This is a genomic window from Pseudomonas sp. HR96, assembly GCF_034059295.1.
GTDB lineage: Bacteria > Pseudomonadota > Gammaproteobacteria > Pseudomonadales > Pseudomonadaceae > Aquipseudomonas.
On sequence record NZ_CP139141.1, the window covers coordinates 3,910,858 to 3,927,581 of the forward strand.

12 protein-coding genes are annotated in these 16,724 nt (G+C 66.8%); 9 read left to right on the forward strand and 3 right to left on the reverse strand.

Going from position 1 to position 16,724, the window contains the following annotated elements; genetic code table 11:
- Positions 1-80 precede the first annotated feature (80 nt).
- Entirely contained in the window at positions 81-908 is an 828-nt protein-coding gene (gene ada / locus SFA35_RS17475) for a bifunctional DNA-binding transcriptional regulator/O6-methylguanine-DNA methyltransferase Ada (protein ID WP_320571791.1), read from the forward strand.
- Positions 909-950: 42 nt separating this feature from the next.
- Here the strand turns inward: ada and SFA35_RS17480 are convergent, their stop codons facing one another.
- Complete coding sequence (locus tag SFA35_RS17480) at positions 951-4,388, reverse strand: hypothetical protein (RefSeq protein WP_320571792.1); 3,438 nt, start codon at positions 4,386-4,388, stop codon at positions 951-953.
- A 178-nt stretch (positions 4,389-4,566) separates the two neighbouring features.
- On the opposite strand from SFA35_RS17480, the gene SFA35_RS17485 reads away from it, so the two are divergent.
- Entirely contained in the window at positions 4,567-7,044 is a 2,478-nt protein-coding gene (locus tag SFA35_RS17485) for a PAS domain-containing protein (RefSeq protein ID WP_320571793.1), read from the forward strand.
- Between the two features lie 44 nt (positions 7,045-7,088).
- Positions 7,089-7,301, forward strand: coding sequence for an AbrB/MazE/SpoVT family DNA-binding domain-containing protein (locus tag SFA35_RS17490; RefSeq protein WP_320571794.1), 213 nt, complete (start codon positions 7,089-7,091; stop codon positions 7,299-7,301).
- A gap of 109 nt (positions 7,302-7,410) precedes the next feature.
- On the opposite strand, the gene SFA35_RS17495 is transcribed toward SFA35_RS17490, so the two are convergent.
- Positions 7,411-8,685, reverse strand: coding sequence for an MFS transporter (locus SFA35_RS17495; RefSeq protein WP_320571795.1), 1,275 nt, complete (start codon positions 8,683-8,685; stop codon positions 7,411-7,413).
- Between the two features lie 103 nt (positions 8,686-8,788).
- Positions 8,789-9,748 (reverse strand): LysR family transcriptional regulator, encoded by a 960-nt coding sequence (locus SFA35_RS17500; protein WP_320571796.1) that lies wholly within the window; start codon positions 9,746-9,748, stop codon positions 8,789-8,791.
- Between the two features lie 101 nt (positions 9,749-9,849).
- On the opposite strand from SFA35_RS17500, the gene SFA35_RS17505 reads away from it, so the two are divergent.
- From SFA35_RS17505 to SFA35_RS17530, 6 genes are all read left to right on the forward strand, one after another.
- A complete protein-coding gene (locus SFA35_RS17505) occupies positions 9,850-10,626 on the forward strand; it encodes an SDR family oxidoreductase (RefSeq protein WP_320571797.1) in 777 nt (258 codons plus the stop codon).
- Positions 10,627-10,656: 30 nt separating this feature from the next.
- Positions 10,657-11,505 carry an ureidoglycolate lyase gene (locus SFA35_RS17510; protein WP_320571798.1) on the forward strand — a complete coding sequence of 283 codons (849 nt, stop codon included), beginning with the start codon at positions 10,657-10,659 and terminating at the stop codon, positions 11,503-11,505.
- 93 nt (positions 11,506-11,598) lie between these two features.
- Positions 11,599-12,576: a D-erythronate dehydrogenase gene (gene denD / locus SFA35_RS17515; RefSeq protein WP_320571799.1), complete on the forward strand. Its 978-nt coding sequence runs from the start codon at positions 11,599-11,601 to the stop codon at positions 12,574-12,576.
- A gap of 73 nt (positions 12,577-12,649) precedes the next feature.
- Positions 12,650-14,023 carry an MFS transporter gene (locus SFA35_RS17520; protein WP_320579086.1) on the forward strand — a complete coding sequence of 458 codons (1,374 nt, stop codon included), beginning with the start codon at positions 12,650-12,652 and terminating at the stop codon, positions 14,021-14,023.
- Positions 14,020-14,904, forward strand: coding sequence for an NAD(P)-dependent oxidoreductase (locus SFA35_RS17525; RefSeq protein WP_320571800.1), 885 nt, complete (start codon positions 14,020-14,022; stop codon positions 14,902-14,904). The genes SFA35_RS17520 and SFA35_RS17525 overlap by 4 nt, the downstream gene beginning before the upstream one ends.
- Positions 14,905-14,923: 19 nt before the next feature.
- On the forward strand, positions 14,924-16,708 hold the full coding sequence (locus SFA35_RS17530) for an IlvD/Edd family dehydratase (RefSeq protein ID WP_320571801.1): 1,785 nt from the start codon (positions 14,924-14,926) through the stop codon (positions 16,706-16,708).
- Positions 16,709-16,724: the final 16 nt, after the last annotated feature.

The following is a 16,724-nucleotide window of genomic DNA, read 5'->3' on the forward strand; positions in this document are numbered from 1 at the left end:
AAAACAGCGCAAGAGTCGGAGTGCGACAGCCGCAGCCAGCCTTTAACATCGGCTCATCTTCGCTTCCAGGAAAGCCTGCCATGTCCAGCCTCGAACGCCACAGCGCCGCCGTCACTGCCGCCTGCCGGCAGATCGACCAAAGCCCCGAGCTGCCCGACCTCGATGCATTGGCCCAGCAGGCCGGGCTCAGCCCCTGGCACTTTCACAGGGTGTTCAAGCGTCTCACCGGCCTGACCCCGCGCGACTATGCCGCCGCGCGCCGCGGCCAGCGCGTGCGTGAGCAACTGCAGGCCGGCGCCACGGTCACCGACGCGCTGTACCAGGCCGGCTTCAATTCCAACGGGCGGTTCTACGAGGCGGCGGACGGCATCCTCGGCATGAAGCCGTCGGACTACCGCAAAGGCGGGCGCAACGCGCTGATCCGTTTCGCCCTCGGCCAGTGCTCGCTGGGGGCCATCCTGGTGGCCCGCAGCGATCGGGGCATCTGCGCGATCCTTCTGGACGACGACCCGCAAGCGCTGCTGCACGACCTGCACCGGCGTTTTCCCCGCGCCACCTTGATCGGCGCCGACCGCCAATTCGAGCAATGGATGGCTCAGGTGGTGGGCTTCGTCGAAGCCCCGGCGCTGGGTTTGAACCTGCCGCTGGATATCCGCGGCACCGCGTTCCAGCAGCGGGTCTGGAACGCCTTGAGCGAAATTCCGCCAGGCAGTACCGCCAGCTACGCCGAGATCGCCCGGCGCATCGGCGCGCCGGCGGCGACCCGGGCAGTCGCCGGGGCCTGCGCGGCCAACGCGCTGGCGGTGGCGATCCCCTGCCACCGGGTGGTGCGCAGCGACGGCGGCCTCTCGGGGTACCGCTGGGGGGTCGAGCGCAAACAGCAGCTGCTCGAACGCGAGCAGCCCTGAGCCGACGGTACAGCATCGCGCCCTTCAAAACTTGGCGTAGCTTCAAAACTTGGCATAGTTCAGCGCATCGACGATCGCCGAGCCGCCGATGCCGGTCAGTGAGAGCAGCACCGCACGCACCATGGGCTCGTCGGAGTAGCGTGAGAACGCCCCGGTCCTGAGGTCGGCGACGCGCTTGCGGATCACTTCGAAGCGCGCGCGCAAGGCCTGCTGCTCCTGTTCCTCGAGACTCTCGAAGAGAAATTCGTCGATGCGCAGCAACGCGATAACCCGCGCCTTCTCTGCCGCCCGGCGCAGCGACAGCGCCGAGCACAACAGCAGGCAGGCCGTCAGCAGGTAGGAGATCACCAGGCTGGGCGGCGTCGGCCAGTTGTCGAACAGGCTGCTGCGCGAGGCCAGCAGGATCAGCAGCACGATGGTCGGCGCGTACACCAGGCGGCTGACCGCAGCGCTGCGCCGGGCGATCAGTTCAACCCCCAGCCAATCGTCGATGCACGGATGACGTGCATGATTCTCCCCCAGCCCGAATTTGCGCTGGTGCTCGAGCCGTAGCGTCTTCGGCCACTGGCCATGGTGAGTGCTCAGCTGGTGAATGAAGCGCGTCAGCAGGCGATTGGCGTCCATCACCCAGAACACCAGCAGCTGGAACACCAGGGTCGGCAGCAGCCAGGTGCCGCTGCCCTGCAGGATCTGGCCGCGGATGGGGCTGCCGTCCATGGGCCAGACCACGAACAGCATGCTGGTCAGCACCATGTAGACCCAAGTGGCCAGGCCGGCGCGCAACAGGCGCGCGCCGAAGGTGCCGCATACACAATGCTCGCGCCACAGCAGCTCGATCGAAATCCGCCGCCGCTGGCGCGCGTCGGCTCCGCCCGCTCCCGGCAAAGCCGACCAGGCCGTGGTGCTCGGCGACAGCGGAAACAATACCTGGAACAGGCAGTGCGCCAGCGCGCTGAACCAGTCGTGCCAAGGCTGTGCCCCGACATGCAATTGCAAGCGCGGCAGGTGAGCCCACAAGCTGACCGGCAGGCTGCGATCAACCAGGCGCAGGTGATATCGCTCTTCGATCTCTGCGCAGTTGATGCACAGCTTGCGCCAACCCCAGCCCAGCGCGGTGACGGCGAACAGCACCGCCAACAGGCGCAGGGCCATGCTCGGCCAGGCGCTGATTCCTTCGAACAGGTACATGGGCTCGCCCAGCCCGGCTTCGGTCAGGCTGTAGCGCGCCTCGTAGGCGCCCATCAGCGCCAGGATGAAGACAATGCTGGGGGCCACCACGTACCAGGCCCGCGACCCCAACACGCCCTGTTCCAAGGCACCGACCGAGAGCCGATGGGCACGAGTGCGACGGTTCATTTCAGTCACCACCAGCGCGGCAACCGCCAGCAGGAAGGTGATCCACATGAACTCCACCCGCCAGAAGCGCAGGGCTATCCAGGCGCTGCACCCTGCGGCCAGGTAGAACGCCAGCGGCAGGCTCGCCACCCAACGGGGCCCGGCATGCCCGAGGTCGCGGCTCGGCCCCCACCAGCCGCCGAGAAACACCCCAAGCACCAGCAGCACCAGTACCAGGGGCCCGGCCCAGAACAACGAAAACAGCGCGCCGAATTTCGCCCGCAGCTTTTGCGTAGCCTGCGGATAAGGCGCAGCCACCGGATCCTGCAGGCAGCGCAGGGCCATGATGTCCTGGCCGCGCACCTTGTCGCCCGCCCCCGGTACGGCGCAGTCGTCCATGCGCGAGGCGTTGGGCTGGCTGGCCAGGCCGATGAAGCCACTGACCCCGACTTCATAGATCCCGGGCGAGAGCAGGCCGGAACGCGCATAGTCGAAGTGCTGGCGCTTGGCATCGAAGGGCTGTGGCGACTGCGCCGCCAGCACGGCGACGAACACCGAGCTCTGCAGACTGTCACGAAACGGTGGCACGTCCTGTTGCAGGGCGCGGGTCAGGGTCAGGCCGTAGGGCGCGGCGAGAATGACGTTGCGCGAAGTCTGAGCCTGGCCGCGCTGGAGCATGCGCGCGTCCAGATTGGTGGAGAAGAACAGCTTGCCCGGCATGCGGCTCTTCAATGCCTGCAACACCAGCAGCTTGTCGTAGGTATCGTAGCCCAGCACGCCGATCGCGCCGATGCCGCTCTGACCCTCGCGGCGGTATTGCTCGTCGGTGCTGGCGATCTGTTCGGCCAGGCGCCGCAGATAGTCGAGCTGGGAGTTGCCGTCGGCCTTCTCCAACGGACTGAGGTCGATGGCGGCGGGCGACTTGGCGCCGTCCTTGTCGGCTGGCGCCTTGCTGGCGGCGTCTTCCGGCAGCAGCCCGTCGAGGCCACGCAGGTAGCTGAAGCGCAGCACCCAGTTGTCGATGGCGGCCACGGCCCTGGGCTTGCGCTGCGGGTCGTAGTCGTCGAGCCCGGCGTCCTCGGCGACCCCCATCTTGAAGCTTTCGATCAGGGCGCGGCTGTAGAAGCTGTCCCACTCCGAAACCAGGGCGACACGGTTGGCCGCCCGCCCGCGCCGCTCGTTGCAGGGCACGCCGACCCTGACCTGCGCCCCCGGCGCGCAGGCGACTCCGGCCGCCGGGTCGACCTGGCGCCGCTTCAGCTCGTCGAGCAGCATGCGCGTCAAGGTGCCATCGTCGCTGATGGTACGTATCAGCTTCATCGGCGGCGCCAGCGGCACGCTGCCGGGGAGGTTGCGGGTCAACAATCGATAGTCGGCCGTGGCCAGCGGCGAATAGATCTCGACATGCTCGCTGGCCTTGCCGGCAGCCTCGTCGCGGTACATGGCGCGCAGCACGCTGGAGGTCGCCGGGCCAATGACCTTGAGGATCAGGGCGCTGTCGTCCGGGCGCCCGGTCTGCTGCGCAAGCTGGCGGCGTAGCGCGTCGAGCGCCAGCAGCGGCTGTGCACCCAGGTCCTCCTGGCGGACCCAGAACAACAGCGTACGTGCGCCCGGCCGCGACTGCTCGTTGATATCGGCGGGCGGGTCGAAAGGGTTGGCGGCGAAGCTTTCGTACGGCAAATCAAGATTCGGCTGCGCGCTGGCCAGGCCGCTGACCCGCAGGCAGCGCAGGTGCTGCTCGTCTTCAGGCACCCAGCGCGCGTTCTTGAAGCCGGCCAGCAACGCGTAGCGCATGCGCCGGCGCATCTCCACCGTCTCGGCATGGGGGCCGCCTTCGACCATCGCCAGCATCAGGTCGGGAGCCGCCGCATGGGCGTCCGACGGCGGTGGCAGGCTGTCGACACAGGCTTCAGGCTTGGCGTCGGGCTTGCCGGCAGCCTTGCGAAAACGCTCCAGGGCATCGAACGGGTCCTGCCACAGGCGCGCGTCGATCGGCACCTGGGCCTGAAACTGCGCACCCACCGGGCGCGCTTCCAGAAAGGGCTCGCGGGTCAGGGCAAAGGTCGAAACCAGCAGGCTGAGGATCACTGCGCTACCTGGCAGCCAGAAGGCCAGGTTGCTTCCCGATTCCTTGTTATTGTCCATGGCCGCTCCGGGGAAGTGGGGCCGTTGGCAGTAAAACTGTGGTTAGGTATAGCGCTGCATATGAAACTCGCCATACCACTCGTGACTATTTTTTCATGGACGCGGAACGACCCGGCGCAGGCCAGGGTCATGAACTAAAGCCCTGCGCAACGCGGCTGAATCAGAAGAACGGAATCCGATGCCCGAACAGTTTGCCAACTCGACCCTCAGCTTTCTCGCCGGTGGCGGCGAAACGGGCGAGCTCATCCGCCAGCACGACTGGGCGCGCACGCCGCTTGGCTCGCCAGCGGCCTGGCCGGTCGCCCTGCAGACCCTGGTGATCGTGATGCTTGCGGCGCGCCAGCCGATGTTCGTCGCCTGGGGCCCGGCCCGCGCCCTGCTCTATAACGATGCCTATGCCGCCATTCTTGGCGAGCGCCACCCGCAGGCCCTGGGCGCCGATTTCATCGAGGTCTGGGAAGAAGTGCGCGCCGAGCTGCAGCCCTTGGTCGACCGTGCGTATTCGGGCATCGCCGTGCACATGGACGACTCAAGCTTTCAGCTGCGCCGCGACGGCCGCCTGCAGGAAGCGCACTTTGCCTTCTCCTACAATCCGGTGCCGGACGCCAGCGGCCAGATCCAGGGTTTTTTCTGCCCTTGCCAGGAAACCACCGAACAGGTGGCTGCCGAGCGCCGGGTGATTGCCGAGAGCGCCCGCCAGCGCCGCCTGTTCGAACGCGCGCCGGGCTTTCTGGCGATACTGCAGGGCCCCGAGCACGTCTTCGAATTCGCCAACGTGGCCTATTCGCTGCTGTTCGGCAACCGCGACTTTCTCGGCAAGAGCATCCGCCAGGCCTTTCCCGAACTGGTTGGCCAGGACCACCTGGAGTGGCTTGACCAGGTCTACCGCAGCGGCGAACGGCGCGTCTCGCATCATGTGCCGACGCGCCTGGCGGCCGCCGACGGCAGCCCCGCCCGCGAACTGCATCTGGACTTCATCTACGAGCCGATGATCAACGAGCTGGGCGAGGTGACCGGTATTTTCGTCCAGGGCCACGACGTCAGCGAGGCCCACCAGGCGCAACAGGACCTGCGCATCGCCACCGACAACCTGCGGGCACTCAACGAAAGCCTTGAAGCGCGGGTCGCCCAGTGCACCGTGGAACGCGACCGGGTGTGGCGCAACTCCCGCGACATGCTGTGCATCATCGACCGCAACGGCGTGCTCAAGGCGGTCAACCCGGCCTGGACCGACGTGCTCGGCTACACGCCAGAGGAGCTCGAGGGCCATCCGTTCTACGGCTTCGTCTGGCCGGACGACATTCACGCCACCCGCCGGCACTTCCTCGAAATGGCCGGTATTTCCCTGGAGGCGTTCGAGAATCGCTACCGGCACAAGGACGGCAGCCCGCGCTGGATGTCCTGGCACACGGTGCGCGAGGGTGAGCTGATCTACGCGTACGGCCGCCACGTCACCACCGAAAAGGCCCAGGCCGCCGCCTTGCGCCACGCCGAAGAACACCTGCGCCAGTCGCAGAAGATGGAAACCGTCGGCCAGCTCACCGGCGGTATCGCCCACGACTTCAACAACCTGCTGTTGGGCATCACCGGCTCGCTGGAACTGATCCAGGTGCGTATCGGCAAGGGCAAGACCGCAGGCCTGGAACGCCTGATCGAAGGCGCCATGCACTCCGCGCGCCGCGCCGCCGCCCTCACCCACCGCCTGCTGGCCTTCTCCCGGCGCCAGCCGCTGGTGCCCAAGCCCACCGATGTCGCCGCCTTGCTGCTGGGCATGGAGGACCTGCTGCAGCGCACCCTGGGCCCTTTGTACCGCCTGGAGCTGGTGGGCAGCGTCGACCTGTGGCCGACCCTGTGCGACCCCCACCAACTGGAGAGCGCCATCCTCAATGTGGTGGTCAACGCGCGCGATGCCATGACCCAGGGTGGCACTATCCAGATCGTGCTGCAGAACCAGCGTATCGAACTGGCCGAACTGCAGGCCGGCAATGACACCAGCGCCGGCGAATACGTCAGTGTGCGCATCAATGACAGCGGCACCGGCATGCCTGCCGACGTGCGCCAGCGCGCCATCGAACCATTCTTCACGACCAAGCCGCTCGGCCAGGGCACAGGCCTGGGGCTGTCCATGGTCTATGGCTTTGCCAAGCAGAGCGAAGGCCACCTGGAGATCCAGTCCACCCCGGGCCAAGGCACCTCGGTGGCGATCCTGCTGCCGCGCTTTGGCGGCGAACTGCAGACCCAGCCACTGCCACCGCCCGACCGGGTGCCGGTGCAGCATGGCGAAGCGGTGGTACTGCTGGTGGAGGATGAGCCGGCGATCCGCCAGCTGATCACCGGCGCGCTGGAGGAACTGGGCTGCACGGTGTTCGCCGCTGCCGACGGCCTGACCGGGTTGCAGCTGGTGGAGTCGCAGGACCATTTCGACCTGCTGATCACCGACCTCGGCCTGCCCGGCCTCAATGGCCGGCAACTGGCCGAGCGCGCGGTGCAGGTACGCCCGGCGCTGCCGGTGATGATCATCACCGGCTACGCTGAAGACGCCGCGCTGGCCAAGGGTTTCCTGACGGCGGGAATGGAGATGATGACCAAGCCGTTCGCCATTACCACCTTTACCCGCAACGTGTGCCGCCTGTTGCGCCGCACCGGCGAAAGTTGAATGCTGTCCACCGCTTTTTTTCATTCTCAGACAGGAGCATCGCCATGCAGGTGATCAAACTGACCATCGAAGACTGGGACGGCGACGGCGCCATCCGCCTGCCCGACGAGGTATTGCAGGAGCTGGGCGTCGACGTCGGCGATAACCTCTATGTCCTCGAAGCCGACGCGGCGGCCCACACCCTGGTGCTGGCGACCACGGCCAAGGTGCGCGACCGGTTGGATGACCTGCTGGAGGACGGCAAGGCGCAGGTCTGATTGCGTCCGCCCGGCGCTCACCCTGGGAGCGGGCGCGGCCCGCGAGCTGCGGACCGCTGTCCGGGTCAGCGAGCCTGGCAGCTTCTCGGGGCTATCGCGCCCTGCTGATTCACCCGGCGACCCGAACCCCGGCCTCGGCGACCGGGACCTTTTGCACCGGCTCCTTGAGCAAGGTGAAATAGGCCAGGGCCGAGCAGGCCGCGACCACCGCGCTGATCACGAATGCCGAAGAAAACGATCCGCTCTGCTGCACGCTGAAGCCGGTCAGGATCGGCGCAATGGAGCCGGCCAGATAGCCGCCGAAATTCTGGATCGAGCCGAACGAGGCCACCCGTTCGGAAGGCACGATAGTGTTGACGATCATCCAGGCCGTGGCACTGGAAATGCTGATGAAGAACATTGTCAGGCACAGCAGGATCACGCACGCCACCACATTGGTGGTGTAGGCGACGATCAGGGTGAACAGCGCGCCGCCAATCAGGCCGAGAATCACCATCAGCTTGCGGCTGGCCAGCGACTTCATGCCGCGCGCCACCAGGCGGTCGCAGGCCTTGCCGGCGACGATGGTGCCAGCCGCGCCGCACAGGTAGGCCAGCGACACCACCCAGGCGGTGCGGTACAGGTCCAGGCCGTGTTCGCGCTCGAAGTAACCGGGCAGCCAGGTGAGGTTGAGCCAGATCATGTAGATCACGCCCATGAAACCGAGAAACGCGCCCCAGGTGTTGCGCTCCTTGAACATCGCCGCCCAGCGCAGGCGCGGCGCCTTCACCGGCTGCTGCGCCAGCGGCTCGACCCGGCCCGTAGCCGCCATGTACTGCGCCTTGCTGCGGTAGAACTTCAGCCAGCATGCCGCCAGCACCAGGCCGATGACGCCGGTCAGGATGAACATGCCGCGCCAGCCCAGGTGCACCATGAACAGGGTCAACAACGGCGGCGCCAGGCACGGCCCGATGCAGGTGGACGACCACACCCACCCGGTGGCGGTGCCGCGCTCCTGGGTGTCGAACCATTCCGAGAGAGCCTTGGCCGCCGAAGGAAACACCGGCGCCTCGCCGATCCCCAGCAGAATGCGCAGGCCGATCATATGGCTATAGCCGCTGAACAAGCCGAACGCGCCCTGGGCCAGCGACCAGAGGATCAACGAGCCGCCCAGGGCCAGCTTGCTGCCGAGCCTGTCGATCAACGCGCCCAACGGCAGTTGGGAAAAGGCGTAGGCAACGGAGAAGGCCGACAGCAGGACGCCCATCTCCCCCGGGGTGATCGCCAATTCCTTCTGGATCGAGGTATTGGCAATGGACAGCGCACTGCGGTCCAGGTAATTGACCACACCGATCAGGAACAGAAAGACGATGGTCAGCGTCTGGTAGCTTTTTATTGTTTTCATGAGCGCCTCGAGTGAGCGTTGGCTGCCGGAGCAACGCCGCAACTCTAGTAGCGATTGGCCCCCGGCGCCCAATGAGAGCTTTCGATCAATCGATAACCCGACGTTATCGAGGGCTCTGCCTCGCACTGCGCAGAGCGTCCGCGCCGCTGCGCAGCTCCTCGATCAGCGCCTGGGCCGACCAGCCCGGAGTTTCGTTGCGCCGGGTGATGATGCCGTAGTCCGCCAGCACCAGGGGAAAGGGCAGCGCCAGGCGGGTCAGGCGCCCGGCCTGGATGTCCGGCTCGACCATGGACTCGGCGAGCATCGCCACCATGGGCGAGGTCTGCAGCAGTTGCAGCGTGGTCTGCAGCGAGATGGTCTCCACGGTGTTGTCCGGGGTCTGCATGCCGGCCTCGGCGAAGGCGCGCTCCAGCCGCGCGCGCATGGGTGTGCCGGTGGGGTAGACAATCCAGGGCCAGCTGCCAAGCTCCGCCAGCGGCAGATGCCGCGCGCCGGCCAGGGGGTGCTGGCTGCCCGTGACCAGGCACAGCGGCTCCGGCGCCAGGGCCTGGAAGTCGAAAAGCTGGCGGTGGCGGTCGAGCGTGAACCGCGCGATCACCAGGTCCAGCTCCTTGTGCTCGAGCATACTCAGCAAATTGGCACTGGTGCCTTCGAGAATCTCCAGGGTCAGCAGCGGCCAGCGCTGCTTGACGCCGACGATGGCCGCCGGCAAGGCCACCGAGGTGGGCGCGAAGATAGTGCCGACCTTGAGCAGGCCATGGCCGCCCTGCTGCAAGTGGTTGACCTGGCCGATGAAGTGCCGGGCGTCGTTCAGGGCGATCTGCGCGTAGCGCGCCACGTGGCTGCCCAGGTCGGTCGGCGACATACTGCGCGGCAGCCGGTGGAACAAGGCAAACCCCAGCTGCTTCTCGGCCTCGCGCAGCATCTTGCTCACCGCCGGCTGGCTGATGTTCATTTCCAGCGCAGTGGTGTGCATGTTCTGCGTACGCGCCAGGGTGTCGATCAGCACCAGATGGCGAAAGCGCAGCCAGTTGCACAGTTGGTTGAAACCCACTTCCGCCATTCGATAACCCTCGGTTATTGATGCTTGAGAATATCTCATTGGCGATTATCGGCAAGTCGCACTAGGGTTTCAGACGCAAAACAATAACAAAGGATGAGCCCATGAGCCTCGCCACCCTTTCCAGCCTTTCCAACATGTCCAACATGTCCAACAGACGGGTCCTGGTGACCGCTGCCGCGCAGGGCATCGGTCGCGCCTCGGTGCTGGCGTTTCAACAGGCCGGCGCCAAGGTGATTGCCACCGACCTGCACATCGAAGCCCTGCACGATATTCCCGGCATCCAGACCCTGGCCCTGGACGTCACCCGCCCCGAGGCGATCGAGGCGGTGCGCCAGCAGGTTGGCAGCGTCGACGTGCTGTTCAACTGCGCCGGCTACGTGCACAGCGGTGCGCTGCTGGAGTGCGACGAGCAGGCCTGGCAGTTTTCCTTCGACCTCAATGTCACCGCCATGTACCGCATGATCCGCGCTTTCCTGCCAGGCATGCTGGCGGCCGGCCACGGCAGCATCGTCAACATGGCCTCGGTGGCCTCCAGCGTCAAAGGCGTGCCCAACCGCCTGGCCTATTCGGCGAGCAAGGCGGCGGTGATCGGCCTGACCAAATCGGTGGCCACTGATTACGTCAGCCAGGGCATCCGTTGCAACTGCATCTGTCCCGGCACCGTCGACTCGCCGTCGCTGCGCCAGCGCATCGCCGAACAGGCGCGCGCCCAGGGCCGTACCGAAGCCGAGGTGTACCAGGCCTTCGTCGATCGCCAGCCCATGGGGCGCATCGGCACGCCGGCGGAAATCGCCCAGCTGGCGCTGTACCTGGCCAGCGACGCCAGTGCCTATACCACCGGCGGCGTGCACGTTATCGACGGCGGCATGAGCGTCTGAGCCTTTCACTCCCCTTCAAGGAAACCTTTTATGAAACTGCTGCGCTATGGCGACAAAGGTCAGGAAAAACCCGGGCTGCTCGATGCCCAGGGTCAGATTCGCGATCTCTCCGAGCATATTCCCGACATCGCCGGCAACGCCCTGGAAAGCTACAGCCTCAAGGCCCTGGCCAAGATCGACCCGGACAGCCTGCCGCTGGTGGCGGGCTCGCCGCGCATCGGCCCCTGCGTCGGCCAGGTCGGCAAGTTCATCTGCATCGGCCTGAACTACGCCGACCACGCCGCCGAGTCGAACATGGCGGTGCCCAGCGAGCCGGTGATCTTCAACAAGTGGACCAGCGCCATCTGCGGGCCCAACGATGACGTGCAGATCCCCCGTGGTTCGAGCAAGACCGACTGGGAAGTGGAGCTGGGCGTGGTGATCGGCAAGGCCGGGCGCTATATCGACGAGAGCAACGCCATGGAGCATGTCGCCGGTTACTGCGTGATCAACGACGTCTCCGAGCGCGAGTGGCAGCTGGAGCGCGGCGGCACCTGGGACAAGGGCAAGGGCTTCGACACCTTCGGCCCCATCGGCCCCTGGCTGGTGACCCGCGACGAGATCAGCGACCCGCATCAACTCGACCTGTGGCTGGAGGTGGACGGCCATCGCTACCAGAACGGCAACACCCGCACCCTGGTGTTCCAGATTCCGGCGCTGATCGCCTACCTCAGCCGCTGCATGTCGCTGCAGCCCGGCGACGTCATTTCCACCGGCACACCCCCGGGTGTGGGCCTGGGCATCAAGCCCAACCCGGTATTCCTGCGCGCCGGCCAGGAGATGCGCCTGGGGATCGCCGGGCTCGGTGAGCAGCGTCAGCGCACGGTGCAGGCGGACTGAAGGGCCGCTCGCAACACCGTTCCAGCAAAAACCGGTCCAGTAAAAACCGGTCGAATAAAACAAGAACAGGCTTTTCAGCAAGGGAGCATGACCATGCGAATTCTCATCACCGGCGGCACCGGTTTCATCGGCAAGCAGCTCGCCCAGCGCCTGCTCGACCTGCACAGCCTGGCGCTGGAAGGCCAGGCACCACAGGCCATCGAGCGCATCGTGCTGTTCGATGCCGTGGCCGGTGAAGACGTGCCCAACGACGCGCGCATCGAGGTGGTCACCGGCGACATCGCCGACCCCAGGGTGGTCGCCCGGGTCACCGACGGCGTCGACCTGGTGTGGCACCTGGCAGCAGTGGTGAGTTCGGCCGCCGAGGCCGATTTCGACCTTGGCATGCAAGTCAACCTGCACGGCCTGATGACCCTGCTGGAAACCCTGCGCAAGCAAGGCAAGCCCACGCGGCTGGTGTACGCCAGCGGCTTCGCGGTGTTCGGCGGCAAGCTGCCGGCGGTGGTCGACGACGACACCGTGCTCACCCCGCAATCCTCCTACGGCATGCAGAAGGCGGTCGGCGAGCTGCTGGTGGCCGACTACGCACGCAAGGGCTTCATCGACGGCCGGGTGCTGCGCCTGCCCACGGTCGCCGTGCGCCCGGGCAAACCGAACAAGGCCGCTTCGACCTTCTTCAGTTCGATCATCCGCGAACCCCTGGCCGGCTTGCCGGCGGTGTGCCCGGTGCGCCCGGACACCCAGGTCTACCTGACCTCGCCGCGGCGGGTGGTGGAGTCGATGCTGCGCGGCATGACGCTGGCGCCGCAGACGTTGGGCGAGCAGCGGGTCATTCCCCTGCCGGGCATTTCCACCACCGTGGCCGACATGGTCGCCGCCTTGCAGCGGGTGGCCGGCGATGAGGTGGTCAAGCTGATCGCCTGGGAACCGGACGCGACCATTCAGCGTATCGTCGAGAGCTGGCCCAGCCGCGTCGACGCCCCCCGCGCCCGGGCTCTTGGTTTCAGCGCCGACGCCGACTTCGATGCCATTGTGCGAGCGCACATGGAGGACACGAAAACGCCGAGCTAAGCTCTGGGCCGCCGCCGACTCGGTCCCTTTTGACACCCCCTCCAAAAAACAACAAGAACGCGAGGCCATGCCCATGATCACCCCACACCCGGAAGTCTCGGAGCTCGAAAGACAAACCATCAAGCGGGTCACCCGGCGCCTGGTGCCGTTCCTGATTCTGCTGTTCGTGGTGGCCTTTCTCGACCGCAACAACGTTGGTTTCGCCGCCCTGCGCATGAACGACGACATCGGCATCAGCCAGACCATCTTCGGCCTGGGCGCCGGGATCTTCTTTCTCGGCTACTTCCTCTTCGAAGTGCCGAGCAACGTGCTGTTGCATCGCTTCGGCGCGCGGGTCTGGCTGGCGCGAATCATGGTCACCTGGGGCATCATCGCCGGCCTCATGGGCCTGCTGCAGACCGCCGGGCATTTCATCACCCTGCGCTTCCTGCTGGGCCTGGCCGAGGCCGGGTTCTTTCCCGGGGTCATCTACCTGCTGTCGCTGTGGTTCCCGGCCCGCTACCGTGCGCGCATGATCGCCACCTTCTACCTCGGCGTGCCCATCGCCCAGGTGCTCGGTGCGCCGCTGTCGGTGGGCCTGATGCAGCTGGGTGACGTGGTCGGCGTGGTCGGCTGGCGGCTGATGTACATCGCCGAGGCGGTACCGGCGATCATCCTCGGCGTGGTCTGCTTCTTCTACCTGACCGACCGCCCGGCCGATGCCCACTGGCTCAGCGACGAGCAACGCACCTGGCTGATGAACACCCTGGACGCCGAAGAACGCGCCAAGCCGCTGGTGGTCGGGCGTCAGCCAAGCAAGGCGCAAATGGTGCGCAAGGCCCTGGGCAGCCGCCAGGTCTGGCTGCTGGCGCTGGTCTACTTCGGCATTACCTCAGGCTCCAACGCCATGAACTTCTTCATGCCCACGGTGCTGGCCTCGTTCCGCGCCTCGTTCGGCCTGGAGATCGGCCTGATGCAGAACGGCCTGATCACGGCCATTCCCTATGCCCTGGCCGCCGTCGCGATGATCTGGTGGAGCCGACGCTCCGACCGCCTGCAGGAACGCCACTGGCATGCCGGCGGCGCCGCCATCCTGGCGGCGGTGTCGATCGCCGTGGCGCTGCTGATCAACCAGCCGTGGATCATCGTCATTGGTTTCGTGCTGCTGGCTATCGGCGTGTACAGCGCCATCAACGTCTTCTGGGCCGTGCCCGGGCAGGTGCTGACCGGGGTCGGCGCTGCCGCCGGTATCGGCCTGATCAACTCGATCGGCAACCTCAGCGGTTTCACCGGGCCCTACCTGACCGGCTATCTGTTCAACCTGACCGGCAGCTATACCCCGGGCTTCCTGATCATCGCTGCCCTGGTCGGCGCCGGTGGTCTGGCGATGGTGCTGATGCCCCGCAACAAAGTGGTCCTCACGGACACGCCGGTCCCCCCCGTCAAAGCAGTTGGAGGAAAAGCATGAGTGGCAACACAGTAGCGTTCATCGGCACCGGCATCATGGGCAAACCCATGGTGCGCAACCTGCTCAAGGCCGGCTACGCGGTGCAGGCGTGGAACCGTTCGCCAGCCAAGGCCGGCGAGCTGGCCGCCGATGGCGCAAAAATCTGCACCAGCGCACGACAGGCCGCCGAGGGCGCCCAGGTGCTGGTGTGCATGCTCAGCGATGGGCCGACCTGCGACGCAGTGCTGTTCGGCGCCGAGGGCGCCGCAGCAGCGTTGCCGGCCGGGGCGCTGTTGATCGTCATGAGCTCGATTCCGGTCGACACCGCCGCCGCCCAGGCGCGCCGCTGCGCCGAGCTGGGGCTGGGCTATCTGGATGCACCGGTATCCGGCGGCGAGCGTGGCGCCCGCGAGGCCAGCCTGGCGATCATGGTGGGCGGCGAGCCTGCTGCCTTCGCCCAGGGCCGCGCGGTGCTCGCCGCCATGGGCCGGCCGGTGCACGTCGGCCCGGCCGGGACCGGCGAGCTGGCCAAGCTGGTCAACCAGTTGATCGTCGCCAGCACCATCGCCACGGTCGCCGAGGGCCTGCTGTTGGCCGAGCGCGGCGGCGCCGACCCGGCCAAAGTGCACGAGGCACTGCTCGGCGGCTTCGTCGACTCGCCGATCTGGCGCCAGCACGGCCAGCGCATGCTCGGCGGCGACTTCACCCCGGGCGGCATGGCCAAGTGGCAACTCAAGGACACCCATACCGCCCTCGCCCATGCCGACTCGCTGGGCCTGCAGCTGCCGGTCGGCCGCCTGGTGGACAGCCTTTTCGCCGCCATGGTCGAGGCCGGCGACGGCGAGCTCGACCATGCCGGGCTGATCCGCCAGCTGCGCCGTCACAACGCACTCCCACAATAATCATTCGCCGGAGTTCCCGATGACCGAGCCTACCCCCCGTCGCCTGCGCAGCCAGCAGTGGTTCGACGACCCCAGCCATGCCGACCTGACCGCGCTCTATGTCGAGCGCTACATGAATCAGGGCCTGACCCGGGCCGAGCTGCAATCGGGCCGGCCGATCATCGGCATTGCCCAGACCGGCAGCGACCTGACCCCGTGCAACCGCCACCACATCGAGCTGGCCAAGCGGGTCAAGGACGGTATCCGCGATGCCGGCGGCATCCCCATGGAATTTCCGGTGCACCCCATCGCCGAACAGAGCCGCCGGCCCACGGCGGCGCTGGACCGCAACCTGGCCTACCTGGGCCTGGTGGAAGTGCTGCACGGCTACCCACTGGACGGCGTGGTGCTGACCACCGGTTGCGACAAGACCACCCCCGCCTGCCTGATGGCGGCGGCCACCACCGACCTGCCGTCCATCGTGCTGTCGGGCGGGCCGATGCTCGACGGCTGGCACAAGGGCCAGCGCATTGGCTCGGGCACTGTGCTGTGGCATGCGCGCAACCTGCTCAGCGCCGGCGAGATCGACTACGAAGGCTTCATGACCCTCACCACGGCCGCCTCGCCGTCGATCGGCCACTGCAACACCATGGGCACGGCACTGTCGATGAACGCACTGGCCGAAGCCCTGGGCATGTCGCTGCCCGGCTGCGCGAGCATTCCGGCGCCCTACCGCGAGCGCGGGCAGATGGCCTATGCCACCGGCCTGCGCATCGTCGACCTGGTGCGCGAGGACGTGCGCCCCTCGCAGATCATGACCCACGCCGCCTTCGAGAACGCCATCGCCGTGGCCTCGGCCCTCGGTGCGTCGACCAACTGCCCGCCGCACCTGATCGCCATTGCCCGGCACAGCGGCATCGAGCTGTCGCTGGACGACTGGCAACGGGTCGGCGAAGACGTGCCACTGCTGGTCAACTGCATGCCCGCCGGCGAATACCTCGGCGAAAGTTTCCACCGCGCCGGCGGTGTGCCGGCGGTGATGCATGAGCTGGACAAGGTCGGCCGCCTGCATCGCGAATGCCATTCGGTGAGCGGCCGCAGCATGGGCGAAATCGTCGCCGACGCAGTGGCCAACGACCGCGACGTGATCCGCAGCTATGAGGAACCCCTCAAGCATCGCGCCGGTTTCATCGTGCTCAGCGGCAACTTCTTCGACAGCGCGATCATGAAGATGTCGGTGGTCGGCGAGGCCTTTCGCAGCACCTACCTGAGCGACCCCGAACAGCCCAACTGCTGGGAGGCCCGGGCCATCGTCTTCGACGGCCCCGAGGACTACCAGGCGCGCATCAACGACCCGGCACTGGACATCGACGAGCGTTGCATCCTGGTGATCCGCGGCTGCGGCACCGTGGGTTACCCGGGCAGCGCCGAAGTGGTCAACATGGCGCCGCCGTCAGCGCTGATCAAGGCCGGCATCGATTCGCTGCCGTGCCTGGGCGACGGTCGCCAGAGCGGCACCTCGGCCAGCCCGTCGATCCTCAACATGTCGCCGGAGTCGGCGGTCGGCGGCGGCCTGGCGCTGCTGCGCACCGGCGATCGCCTGCGCATCGATCTGAACGCCCGCAGCGTCGACCTGCTGGTCGATGAAGCCGAACTGGACATTCGTCGGCAGGCGCCGCTGCCGGCCCTGGCCCCGTCGCAGACACCGTGGCAGGAATTGTACCGCCAGCTGGTCGGGCAACTCTCCACCGGCGGTTGCCTGGAGCCGGCCACCCTGTACTGGCGGGTGATCGAGCAGAACGGCCCACCGCGCCACTCCCATTGAAGTTGAGGACATGCCT